A 12,706-nucleotide genomic window follows, 5' to 3' on the forward strand; every position below is an offset into this window, starting at 1 on the left:
GGCGAGTTTCCGTACAGACCCTAGTTCGACTTCTCGTCAATCCCCGCCTGCAAGACCTGGGTGTCGTAGTGACCACCCACGCTCAGCGGGCCAAGGTTGAACTTGCGGTCCTTGGCCGTGGCGGCGTCCGGCGTTTTGGTCAGCCCGTCCTTGGCGCCGGTCACCAGGTTGACCGGTGATTTCGACAGGTGCAGGCCGACGTCGGCGCGGTAATCGCTGCCGCTCAGGGCGGTGCTGTTGACGTTGGAGCCGCCGAGTTCGACCGAACCCTCACTGGAACCGATCCGTGCGCCGGTCAGTTGCGTCCAGCCGCTCACTTGAAGGTTCACGCCTTGGCTGGCACTGATGCCGGAGGCCTGGCCAACACTGTTCTTGCTGGTGTGGCTGACGTCCAGGTCCAGGGTCGGGGTGTACGAGGTCTCGCCGCTCTTGTCACCGAACAACGCGTTTTGCGTGGCGTCAGCGACCTTGGTGCCCACGGTTTTCTTCTCGCTGGCCGCCTCGTCCCTGGTCGAAGTCAGGCCGTCCACGCCCTTGTCGACCGCGCTTTCCAACGCGCCGCGACCTTTATCGAACGCGTCCTGGGCCTTGGCTTCGACGGTGTCCTTGAGCGGGCCGGTTTGCTTGGCCAGTTTGGCGACAGCACCGGGCTGGTTCTTTTCTGCGTTCAAGCGCAGATCAAGGCCCACTTTGACGCTGCTGTCCTTGTCGTGACGGCTCTCGACGTTCAAATCGCCACCGACCTGGCCACTGACCTGTTTGGCATCGATGCGCGCACCGGCCAGACGGGTATCTTCGGCGCTGTTCAAGACCACACCGTCCGCCTGGATGCGGCTGTTTTTCTGGGTGGTGACCTGACGATTGTCGACGTCGACCTTGGCCCGCGCATCGAAGCCATGGCCGTTCTTGGCGCTGTCTTCAGTGTTACTCGCCGACGGCGTGGAGACGCTGGCATTACCCCCGGCGCCCAACGTCAGGCCCCAGTTGTTAACGGCCTGAGTCGACTGCGCAGACTCCTGATTAATCCCGCCCTGCCGCGCGTCGAGGGTCACGTTCGAGGCGCTCAACTGAGTGCCTTGCAGGTGCAGCGCGTCGGCACCGGTTGCGCCGCTGTCGAGCTGGACCTTGCCCTGGCTGTGCACATTGCCGCCGCTCAGGTTCTGGTTGTCTTCAGCGACACGACCAATGTTGAAGTTAGCGCTCAGGCTGCCATTCTTGCCGGTGCCTTTCTCGGTGCTGCTTTGACCGCCACCGATGTTCAGACCACCGCCCAGGTTGCTGCCATTGGCCAGATGAGTGCTGGTCGATGCTTGCAGATCGAGCTTGCCGCCAGCATTCAGCGACACGTCGCCAACCTTGTTCACCACCGTGCCAATCGTGGTGCCTTGCAGCACTTGATCGCCACCGCTGCTGAGCTGGATCGGACCCGCGCCCTGAATACCCGCCACGCGGGCCTGGGTGTCCTGAGTCTGGTTGGCCTTGTGGTCAAGCTGGAAACCCGCGCCCAGGTTGACGTTGGTGCCGCTGGTGCCGGGGTTGGTGCCGACGGTCAGCGAAGCATTGCCGCCCAGGCTGGATTGGCTACTGCCCTGACGGTTGTTGGCTTGATTGAGCGCCAGATCACCACCGGTCTTGACCGACACGCCGCCCTGGCCACCGTTGAACTGGCTGCCTTCGAACTGGCCATCGCCGCGCAGATTGATGTTCACACCCTGGCTGGCGACATAGTTGCCGACCACCGCTTTGCTGCTCGATTCGCTGGCCTTGCTGCTGCCACCTGCCCCGCTGCCGCGCACGTTCACGTCTTCACCCGTGGTGGTGTAGACCCGCACGCCGACCTTGGCGTTTGCCGCCTGCTCCGAACTGTTGTGGGTGTCGGCGGCGGCCGTGGCAACCTGGCTGCCCGCCTTGATGTTCAACCCGCCATCGGTTGCACGGTATTGCGTGCCCTGGTCCTGCAACTGCCCGGCGACCTGCACGTCGACCTGGCCACCGTTGAACTGGCTGACCACTGCGTTGCTGTTCTGCTCACTGCGGCCCTTGCTTTGGTGCCCGACTTCGACGTCGATACCGACGTTGGCCTGCTCAAGGTTATCCAGCAGCCCTGGCTGTTGAACCTTGCCCTGCGCCGCGCCTTCGATGGCTTTGGCGACCGGACGGGCAAGGCCTTTGTACTCGACGTTGGCGCCGACATCGACCGACCAGATGCTGTCCTTGTGGGACGTGCTGTCGGTGTTGTTCGCCGCCAGGTTGTCGACCTGCCCCGCCGTAACGTGCAAACCGGAACCGGCGTTGACCTGCGAGCCCTGAGTGGTCAGCGTGCCTTTGCCGGCGTTGATCGTCAGTGCGCCGCTGCTGTCCACACCCGTGGTGCGGGCGGTGGTTTTGCTGCTGCTGTCCTGGCTGCCGGTGTGGGTGAATTCCACGCCGCTGCCGGCACGATCAAGCCCACCGGTGAGGTAGAAACCGCCGCCATTGCTGGTGGTGTCCTTGGTGCCCGACTGGCTGTCCTGTTCGGCTAACAGCGCAACGTTCTGCCCGCTCAGGCTAGCATCGCCGGCCGTGGCGCTGACCTTGGCGCCTTTGACGGTCAGATCGCCGCCGGCCGCCAGTGCCACGTTGGCACCACTCAGGCTTGAGCCCTGCTGACGGGTTTCCTGCGTGGTGGCGTTTTCCTGCTTGCCTTCATAGTGAACACCGGCACGGTACTGGCTGGTCCCCGCCGCGGTTTCCTTGGCGTAGGCATCAAAACCACGAGTCTGGGTCGATGTGCTGTTGTCGACGGTGTTCTGCCCCGAACGGACCGAGAGGTTGCCGCCCGCATCAGCGGTGAGGTTGCCGCCCGCCGTGACTTTCGAACCCACGACGTCGATGTCCTTGGCACTCTTGAGCTGCAGGTTGCTGTCCGAACTCAACTCGCTGCTGACGGTGCTGCTGCCCTTGAGGTTCTGGCGACTTTCATCCTTGGCGATGCCAAAGAATTTGCTGTCCTTGTCATGACTGTTGGTGTGGGAGCGGTCCTGCACGCCATCGACGGTCAACGAACCTTGCTCGCTTATCACACTGGCCTCGGTGCGCCCGCGCACCTGGCTGCCACTGATGCGCACCTCGTCAGCCTTGACGATCAGCTTGCCGTCGGCGTTGACCTTGCTGCCCTGGTTGACGGTTTTGCCTTGATCGCCTTCGCCGGTCTTGCCGAAGAAGCCGCCGCCCACCAGGTCACCGGAATAACCACTGGTGGTCTTGCTTTGGGTGCGGCTGGCGCTGGTGACTTCCACCTGTTTGCCCGCGAGCTGGATGTCACCTTTGCTGGTCAGTTCCGCGCCTTGCGCCTGCAAGGTGGCCGCGCTGTTCAGGTCGAGGTTTTTCCCGGCTTTCAACTGGCTGGTAACGCTGCGCTGTTCTTCGCTGCTGTTGTCCCAATCGGCTTTCCACAAGTGCTTGCGGTGCTTGCCCTGGTCACGCTGGGTGCGGGTTTCGGTGGCCGCGCTCAGGCGCAGGTCGTCGCCGCTGTTAACGCGCAAGGTGTCACCGGCCTCGACCTTGGCGGCCTTGAGTTCGGTCTTGGCACCCGACGACAGCTCGGCATTCTGGCTGGCCACAATCTGGCTGCCGTGCTGGCGCGAGTTGCTGTCGGTCTGGGTCCGCTCGTAGGTTTCCCAGGTAATGCCGATGGTCTTGTTGTCCCAGCTCTCACGTTTTTCCTGAAGCTTGCGGCTTTCGACGCTGCTCAGGGTGAGGTTGCGGCTGGCGTCGAGTTTGACGTTGCGGCCCGAGACATCGGCTGCCGCTAGGGTCAGGTCGTTACCACTGTGCAAGCCGACATCGCCCTGGCTGCTGCGCACACCGCTGCGCACGGCGTCGAGGCTCTTGGCGACGGCTTCGCCACTGACCTGCAAGTCGCCGGCAGAACGAATCTGCACGCCATCACGGCCTTCGACCTGCACCGGCCCGACACGGACACCCGCACCTTCGGCGGTGCTGACGATGTTGATGCGACCGGCCTGCATGGCGCCAAACAGGCTGGCGTCAATGCGTTGATCGCGGGTGTTGCCGAGCACATCGACCGAGCGAACCTGGCCGGTGGCGTAGTCGACCTGGTTACGGCCGACCGTCAGGTTCAACTGATCGCTGGCGCGGATGCTGCCCTGGCTGTCGATGCGCGGCGCAATCAGGTTGATGCTGCCTTCGCGGTTTTCCAGGCCCTGGCCTTGCACCTGCAAACTGCCGTCGGCGTTGCGGGTGTTGAAGGCGTTCAGTTTGCCGTCGTTCAGCTCCGGGCGACCGACCACCAGATTGGCGTTAGGCGTGTTGATGAAGCTGCCGCCGTTCACCGAAATACCGTTGGGGTTGGCCAGCACGTAATCGGCCTGGCGACCGAAAATTTCCTGGGCACCATTGAGCGCCGAGGCATTGCGGCTGATCACCTCATTGAGGATCACGCTCGCGGCCTGACCCTGGAACTGCGGGTTGGCGGCCAGTTGCCCGGCCAGTTGCGATTGCCCGGCCTGCAAGGCGTTGTTCAACACCAGCCCCTGACGGTCAACGTTGTAGTCCAGAAACTGGTTGTGGGACAACCCGGCGCCGTTGGGCGCAACGATATTGACGATTGGCACACCGGCCTGATTCTGCAGTTGTGGCGTGCCGCCAGGGCCTGGTGCGACGGTGACGCCAGCGCCGAACGCCAGGGGTAATTGGCTGACCAGAAACAGGCTGGCGATTGCCCAACGCAGTTTGCCCCGAGGGGAAAGGTGGAACGCAAATGTGTTTCTAGGCATGAGAACCTCTCAATAATTTGACTGAATCAATCTGCGCGTTGGGTCTTGCGCCGCGGCTGTCGCGCTCAGGCTCAGCGGCTGTTTCAGGCTGTGAAAAACAGGGGGTGTTCATATCTGCAACCCCACGCGCATCAACCAGGTTTCGGGCTCATGCGCAAAACCGCTGGGCGTGTTGAGGCTACGTTGGTAATCGATGTCCACTTGCAGGCTTTTCCAGGCCAGGTTGAGCCCGGCACTGGCGCCACTCAGGCGTTGACTGCGGGCGCCGTGGTCGGCCTTGACCCAGCCATTGTCCAGGCCCAGGCGCGGGGTGACTTGCACCGGAAAACCGCTGCGCAACGGCAAACGCAAGGTGTTGCGCCAGATCGCCCCGCTCGCGCCCGAGGCGCTGTTTTCGCGGTAACCGCGCACGGCGGAATCGTCGGTGCCAAGCAGTTGTTCGATGGCGGGCAAAGGGTCGGGGCTGTACTGCACCGATAGCTGACTCTGCCATTGCCAGGCCTGTTGGCCGAACTGGCCATTGCGCCATTGGCTGAGGCCGGCGCGGTACTTGCGAAATTGCGCCTTGGGCAGGTTGTTTACCGGACGCTGGGCATCATCGTCAGCTCCCAGCCAACGCAAGCCCTGGGCGTAGTTGAAGTCCAGGTTCCACACCGCGCTGTTGAGCCAGAACAGGTTCAAGCCCGCTTCGGCCACGGTCAGGGTCGGGCTCTGAACGCCCAGGCGTGCCGTTTCCAGGTAGCTGTCGACATTCTTGTGGGCCAGTTGCAGGTTGGCGCTCAACTGGTGGCCCTGATCGCGCCACAACACGCGGTCGGCGCGCAGGTTCATCTGGTCGGTCAAACCGGTGCTGTACAGCGTGCTGCGGCTCAACTTGAACGGCGCACGGTACTCCGCATGGCTGGCAAACAGGCTGTACGTCCAGTAACCATAAGGAATGGCGTAATACACGCTGGCGTTGCGGCTGTAGCGCGGGCCTTGGTTGAGGGTGTCGCTGACGTTGAGGCTCAGCAAGTCGTTGAGTTGCAACGGGCTGTCCAGGCTGAGGCTGAAGGTGTCGCGGTCGCGCCCGGTGCTGGCGCTGCCCAGGTTGTCCAGGCCAAGGCCCAGCGTCCAGCGCGACACACCGCTGCTGCGCGAGCGCAGGATGATCTGCGAAGCACCCGGTTCGCTGCCGGGGGCGATATCGGCCGTCAGGTCCAGGGAACGCAAGCGGTTCAACTGGTCCAGGCCTTGCTCCAGGTCACGCAGGTTCAGCGGCTTGCCGAGCATGCCGGGAAACGCCCCGCCAAGGGCCACCGGCAGGCTTTGGTCGGCCAGTTCGATGGATTCGATGTAGCCTTCGTCAACCCGGATATCCAGCGACTGGTCCGCTGCGGGCGCGCGGGTCAGGTACGGCCGGCTGGCGATGTAACCGGCGTCGACGTACAGCGCGGTGATGGTCGCCAGCAATCGGTTGATCTGGCTGACGCCCATGCACGGTGCGACTTGAGGTTTGAGGTGTTCTTGCAATTCGCGGCTGTCGAGCAACGTGACGCCACCGATGCGCATGCCGCTCAGCGGCCAGCAGCGCTCATCCACGGCGTTGGCCGAAGGTTGTGTCGGGCTGATCGGAGGGGCGCCAAAACTGCCGCGCTGCAACTGCCGGCGGCGTTGCTCCAGTTGCAGTTGCAGCAGGTCTTGCTGTTGCTGCTGTTGCTGACGCAGTACTTCCTGACCGGACGCCAAAGGCTCTGCCGCCTCAAGCGAGGTAATGCTCAGGCTCAGCAGTGCAGCCAACAAGGGTGGCCAGGCGGTGAACAAGCGGCGGGAAGCAACGGAAAGCGAAAACGGCACTCAACATCCTTGCGGCAAATACAATGGCCAAATGCCACATCATCAATGAGCGTGATGATCAGACCCTTCCCATTCAATTGCAAGACCCGTCCTACCTACTATTTATTTATTAAACTCCCGTCGCGTGCGCCCTCCAGCACTTGATCCGCTGTTTAACAGTCGGTTTTGGCGCGCCACTGCGCATCGAAGCCCGAGCCCTTGGCGGCGATCAGACGCAGATCGTGGTAGCACTCCGACAACAGCACCCCTGGCACCTCAGACAGCGGTAGCACTTCACCGCCCTGGTAAAACGACAGGTCGAGCAACGCTGCCGCACGGTTGGTTTCTGGCAGGTGATTGCCAGTGAAGCGGATGTCAGCCAACAGCCCCAGGCCCGTGAAGTGTTTTTCATAGGTGAAGAACCAGCCGTCCTCTTCACTTTCGCCACGGGTGTAGCCCAGCTTCACGGCCTGACTGCGCAAGGCGAAGGTCTCGATCAAATGGCCCTGGAAATCCTCGATAGCAGTCAACCCGGCGTTGCCCTCGGGCACGGTGTAAGTGCCCTTGCCCCACTGCTGGAACAGCGGCGCGATGTCACGCACAAGCAGCTGTTGCTGCCACTCAAAAACGGTCTGCGCCGACAGTATCGAGTCATGAACCAAACGCACCCGCGCCTCGGCTGGCAACGTCAGCGAACCACCCTGGGCATCGATCAATCGCCCCTGCTCAACGGGACGGAACGTGGCGAGTACCTCGCCCTCCTCGACCTGCGCCCACACCAGTCGCTGCACCAATCGCCCCATGATCGGGTGTTGATGGAAGTACAACGACCACTCGGCAAACGTCCATCCGCGCCCGGTGCACATCGCCTCGTACAACATCTCGGTTTGCTGCAGGACCACCGTGGCGACGGCTTTGGCGGCGGCGGCAAACATCTGCTTCGACGCCTTAGCCAACTCGGCATCGTCCTCGGGGCGAGGGTCGGGTAACGCAGCGATGACATTCCCTTCAGGGTTCAACAGTTCAACCGTGAAATCGGCCAGCAACCGCGCACTGAAAGTACGCTCGCCGTAGCTGAGTTCCAGCATCCGTGCCTCGTCGAAACCGGCCGTGGGCAAGGTGCGGTCGCCCAGTTGCGCCGGCGTCCATTGCTTGCGCCGCGCCAGTGTCCGGGCGTGCACAATGGCTTCGTCCTGCAGACCCCGGGTGGGAAAACGACGGGCCGTGGCCAGCAACAATTGAATGGCTGACGGCTGTTCGCTCCAGGCCAGCATGGCGATCAGCGCCTTGCATTGCGAGGTGCGGGTACTGCAAAACGTTTTCAGATAACGCGCCACGGACGCGGCAGCGTACGGGCTCGCACACACCGCGACCACCGCCAGCAAACCTTTGCTGGCAATCGCCGTCCCTTGGGGCTGACGCAAGAACCGGGGCATAAACCGCGCCGTCAGCTCGTGCGGGGTTTTGCCCGACAACGGCGAATCGGTGTACAGCTGCGGGTAACCCTGCATGTGTTGCTGCAACCTTTGCGCCTGCGCGGCGGCCAGCTCTGTGGCCTGCTCGGCCGAGATCGGGCGCACGTCTTCCTCAAGCCAAGCGTGCAGCACACACTGACCGAACGCCTCGCGGCTGCGGGCCTCGAACATCACCCCGAAGCGGCGCAACAGTGCGTCGGGTTCGGCGGACTTCAGCTTCATCGCCTGCACCAGCATCCCGTGGGTCGCCTCCACCGGCACCTGCTCCGCCGAATCCGCCCAATACAGCGGCGGCAAGGTTTCCCACGGGAACCATGCCAAGTCTTTGGGCAGGCCCTTGGCCAACGCCTTCGTCGCATCGGCCACCCACTGGTCGCGATCCAGGTATTGCTCCAGGGGCTGGCCGAGCACTTCCAGGGTATCGAGGAAGGTCGAGCGGACAGCGTCGGACTTCTCTTTTTTCAGCGCCCACTCGAGCGCCGCAATGGCTGGCGCATACCCGAGGCGGCCCAGCCATTGCGCGGCCTGGCGCTTGACGTCCGCCTTGGCGCTGGCCAGTGCATCGACAATGTAGCGCTGCATGTCGGGCAATGTCGCCAACGCACGCTGGGCATCGTCGCGTGCCTCGGTATTGGAACCCAATGCCGCCTCATACAGTTGCGCGATCAACTGCGCGGGCAGTATCGGCAACGCAACCGCCGCCCGGAACAACGCGAACAGGTCCGTGTGGTCCTCGTTCAGCGCAATCGCCCGCTCCAGCCACTCGAGGTGGTGAGCAAAGTAAGGCCCGACCGCCGCCGCGTCCCAGTCAACCGCCAGCGCCCGCCACCAGGTACTGCAATTGGCCAGTAAGCCGGTGGTGGGCAGGCCCGCCTCCTTGAGCATCTGCGCCAGTTCCAGCAAGGTCGGCCGGGCGCTGTTGTCATGCAGGACGTTAAAGCCGTCCACCGCCGGTTGCGTGAGTGTGCCGTCGGGATCGGCCAACGCCGCAAAAAACGCCAGGACCTTGAACAGGATCACCGGGGTCAGGTCGTCGGTGTAGACGAAGTCATCCAGTGCACGGGCCAGAAACACCCAGTCCGGGTCGTGAGGCAGTGCGTCGACCTGCTCGCAGATCACGTTCGATGACACGAGGTACTGCTGAAGTTGCGTAAGCAATGAGGACGTATAGGCCGGCGCGGCGCTCTCATTATCGGCCTCTTGCGCCTCGGCCTCATTCAGGTCGCGCCACAGCTGTGCGAGCGCCTCAATCAGGACCGGCGTCAGCGTGCTCGACCATTCAATCACCGGAACCACGCATTCGGCCCGCGCCTGCTCTGCCTCACGGGCCTGTTGCCGGGCAATGTCCCACTGCGCAGGCAAACCGCGCACGCTGGTCACTTTGTCGGCAAGGGCAATGGCCCGTGCACGGGCGTGCAAACCATCGTCCTCCAGCCGATTGGCCAGCGACCACAGCAGTTGCAAGGCATGAGCGCGCTGCTCGGGTTTGGCGGCCTGGGCAATATTCAACAGGGGTTCGATGGCCCCGTTGGCACAGGTAAATACCAGAGGTTCAGCCACCGGGCGCAGTTGTTTGCTGCTGGAACAGGCCAGCTCGCACAGTTCCACCGCCAGTGACGCCAAGGCCGGTTGATCGAGCCGCTGCATCAGGCTCAACACTTGCAGGCGGCCAATCACATCGCCGATCAGCAGCAGCGGTCGCAAGGTCTCGGCATGGCGCGTGACCCAGGCTGAGTACTCAGGCAACCAAGTGATCAGGTGCACGCCGTAATCATCGAAGGACTCGTCACCGTTATCGCCGAAGCAGGCGCTCAACAGCGCCGATCCCGGCAACCCGGCTTGCAACAACAGCGCCTCCATCAGGCTTGCGCTGATGTTCTGATGCATTGCGGCATTCCCGGACACCGGGTCCTGGCGCAGCTCGGCGCTGTGCATCAACAGCGCTTCGGCCCAGTGGGAACCGTCTGCCATGAACAACCGGAAACGGGGATAAAGGTGCGTCGCACTGGCTTCCAGCACCCGTGCCCAGCGCAGCAACGCCTCGGCGGCGACGCCTTGCATATCGTGATACAGCGCGGGGCCTTCACTGGACGCATGGCAATGGTGCCGGCCCATCACTTGCAGGTAACTGCCGATCACATCGCGCCGTGCGACTTCTTCGAGGATCCGTTCACTGCCACCCTCGCGCACATAGGCCAGCATGTCGGCTGCCAGGCCAGGGCGGCCCTCGGGCAACAAGTCGAGCGGCGCCAGTCGCGCGTGCAGTCGGCTCATCCAGACCGTGGAAGTTTCCTCGGTCTGACCCAATACCTTGCCAATCCATTTGAGCATGCTGCGTCCTGTGTGCGGGCTGTCTGTTGCGGGCGCGCAGGATATAACACTCCGGCGCTGGGCGGCAGGCATCGTGGGTCAAAACCCGGATGCCGTCACGCGCAGCGGCTTACTCTTTGGGCATTTTGCGAAAGCCCACCGCCAGGCGATTCCAGCTATTGATGGTGGAGATCGCCACGGTCAGGTCGACCATTTCGCCGGGGCTGAACTCGGCGCTCAGCAGTGCGTAATCTTCGTCCGGGGCGTGAGTTTCGCTCAGCCGCGTGAGGGACTCGGTCCAGGCCAGCGCGGCCCGTTCACGGGGGGTGAAGAACGGCGTTTCACGCCAGACCGACACCGCGTACAAGCGTCGCTCGGTTTCGCCGGCCTTGCGGGCATCGGCGGTGTGCATGTCCACGCAAAAGGCGCAGCCATTGATCTGCGAGGCGCGCAACTTGACCAGTTCGATCAGCGACATTTCCAGCGGCAGCTTCGAGACAGCGGTCTCCAGCGCGATCATGGCTTTGAGAGCCTCCGGGGAGGCGGTGTAGAAATCGATACGCGGTTGCATGGTGTGCTCCGTGGCAAGTGGGGATGACGGATACGTTAGCCCCGGCAGCGAGCCACACCAATAGCCAATGTCGACGAAGTTGAGGAAGCCAATCGACCGCAAGCAATGCCCAGCCCCCGGTTTACCCTCTAGACGCGTTGACGCAACCACTGCAAGAAGCCCTTTTTAGGAACAGCAGGCGGCACATCCGCCGTGAGTTTTTGAGCGGTGTGCAGGCGAAAATCCAGCAAGGCCTTCATGGCTTCGCTGATGTCATGCCGGGCGTCGAGGCACGGCTTGAGGTATTCCTTTTCGATCCGGTACAAGCTGCAAAAAGTCTTGGCGGTGAAGTCGGCGGGCACCGACTGATCGGAGAGAATCCCGGCCTCGCCAATCACTTCCCCCGGCCCCATGCGCCCGGCTTCGAACGGGGTGCCGTTGCGGGTCAACGTGACCGACACCACACCGGACTCGATAATGAACAGGTGATCGCTGACTTCGCCGGACGGCAGGATCATCGTGCCGGCGCGGAAGGTTTGCAGGGTCATGTTCTGGCTGAAGGTTTCTTTCTCTTCCTGACGCAGGGTGGAAAAAATGCTCGAACTTTCCAGCAAGGCCCGAGGCCGCGAAAGGCCTGGCGCCGTGCTGATCTCGGCGCTCGACAACAGGCTGACACCGCTGGCCCGCAAATGCCGGAACGCCAGGTCGAACAGTTGATTGCGCACCTCGCGCTTTTGCGCCATGGAGGACACAAAGCCGATGATTTCGTACTCCACCCCGGTGCTGGTCGAACTTTTCAAGGACACGCTGGGCGCCGGTTTGCCCAGCAGCGGCCGGCAACCCTGCATGGCACGCTCCAGCGCGTCGATCACGGTTTGCGGGCGCGAATGGGGGCTGACTTGCAGGCTGATTGAAATTCCGTGAACGTCGACAGGTCGGCTGAAGTTGATGATCTTGGCCTTGGCCGCCAATGAGTTGGGAATCACCGCCATGCTGCCCTGTGAAGTTTGCAGGCGCGTGGCCCGCCAGTCGATGTCGGTGACCCGACCTTCGGTGCCGTCGATGGAGATCCAGTCATCGAGTTGATAGGGTTTGGTGGTGTTCAGCACGATGCCGGAGAACACGTCGCTCAGGGTGCTCTGCAACGCCAGGCCGACGATGATCGCCATCGCGCCGGAAGTGGCCAGCACGCCTTTGACCGGAAGGTCGAGGACGTACGCCATGGCCGCAATGATCGCGACCAGGAAAATCACCGCACCCAGCAGGTCCTGCAACAACCGCCCGGTGTGCCCGACTCGCTGCATCATCAGCGTACCGATCAGCACGGTCAGGGTCCGTGCGCCGAACAGCCACCAACCGATCTGCAAACCGGTGGCTGCCAGGTGCAGCGGCACGTTCTCTGGCCACGGCGCCGGTTGCATCGGGTTCATGCCTTCGTTGAACAGCAGCACGCTGAACAACGAAAAAATCACCAACCGCACCGCCAGTTTCCAGTGGCTGCCACTAAGGCCGATCAGGCGCCACAACACGATGTCGATCACAATCAGCGCCAGGGCGGCGAGCAACGGGTGATCGGTGAGCAATGACAGCATCATGCAACTCCAGCGAAGGCCAATAGCGGGAAGATCGCACACATTGGGCACAGTGTAGGAGTGTTTGATTCTGCGATCTGAATGCACGTTGCAAAACACCACAAAACCAATGTGGGAGCGGGCTTGCTCGCGAAGGCTGCTTAACATTCAACAGATGGGTTGACTGTTAGTCCGCCTTCGCGAGCA

The 12,706-nt window shown here is 62.7% G+C and carries 5 protein-coding genes; all 5 read right to left on the reverse strand.

What is annotated here, in order from left to right:
- Positions 1–20 precede the first annotated feature (20 nt).
- The 5 genes from AC1Z1G_RS17575 to AC1Z1G_RS17595 all read right to left on the reverse strand — a co-directional run bounded on the left by AC1Z1G_RS17575 (position 21) and on the right by AC1Z1G_RS17595 (position 12,520).
- Complete coding sequence (locus AC1Z1G_RS17575; RefSeq protein ID WP_483621309.1) at positions 21–4,778, reverse strand: hemagglutinin repeat-containing protein; 4,758 nt, start codon at positions 4,776–4,778, stop codon at positions 21–23.
- A 108-nt stretch (positions 4,779–4,886) separates the two neighbouring features.
- Entirely contained in the window at positions 4,887–6,614 is a 1,728-nt protein-coding gene (locus AC1Z1G_RS17580) for a ShlB/FhaC/HecB family hemolysin secretion/activation protein (RefSeq protein WP_483621311.1), read from the reverse strand.
- A 152-nt stretch (positions 6,615–6,766) separates the two neighbouring features.
- Complete coding sequence (locus AC1Z1G_RS17585; protein ID WP_483621312.1) at positions 6,767–10,399, reverse strand: DUF4132 domain-containing protein; 3,633 nt, start codon at positions 10,397–10,399, stop codon at positions 6,767–6,769.
- A gap of 109 nt (positions 10,400–10,508) precedes the next feature.
- Positions 10,509–10,949 (reverse strand): carboxymuconolactone decarboxylase family protein, encoded by a 441-nt coding sequence (locus AC1Z1G_RS17590; protein ID WP_483621314.1) that lies wholly within the window; start codon positions 10,947–10,949, stop codon positions 10,509–10,511.
- A gap of 128 nt (positions 10,950–11,077) precedes the next feature.
- Positions 11,078–12,520, reverse strand: coding sequence for a mechanosensitive ion channel domain-containing protein (locus AC1Z1G_RS17595; RefSeq protein ID WP_483627899.1), 1,443 nt, complete (start codon positions 12,518–12,520; stop codon positions 11,078–11,080).
- Positions 12,521–12,706 lie beyond the last annotated feature (186 nt).

The organism is Pseudomonas sp. JL27(2026) (assembly GCF_056933555.1).

What these genes read in the sequence shown, in the direction of transcription:
- AC1Z1G_RS17595 (WP_483627899.1), bottom strand. Translation starts at nt 12,520, where the DNA reads ATGCTGTCATTGCTCACCGATCACCCGTTGCTCGCCGCCCTGGCGCTG.
- AC1Z1G_RS17585 (WP_483621312.1), bottom strand. Translation starts at nt 10,399, where the DNA reads ATGCTCAAATGGATTGGCAAGGTATTGGGTCAGACCGAGGAAACTTCC.
- AC1Z1G_RS17575 (WP_483621309.1), bottom strand. Translation starts at nt 4,778, where the DNA reads ATGCCTAGAAACACATTTGCGTTCCACCTTTCCCCTCGGGGCAAACTG.
- AC1Z1G_RS17590 (WP_483621314.1), bottom strand. Translation starts at nt 10,949, where the DNA reads ATGCAACCGCGTATCGATTTCTACACCGCCTCCCCGGAGGCTCTCAAA.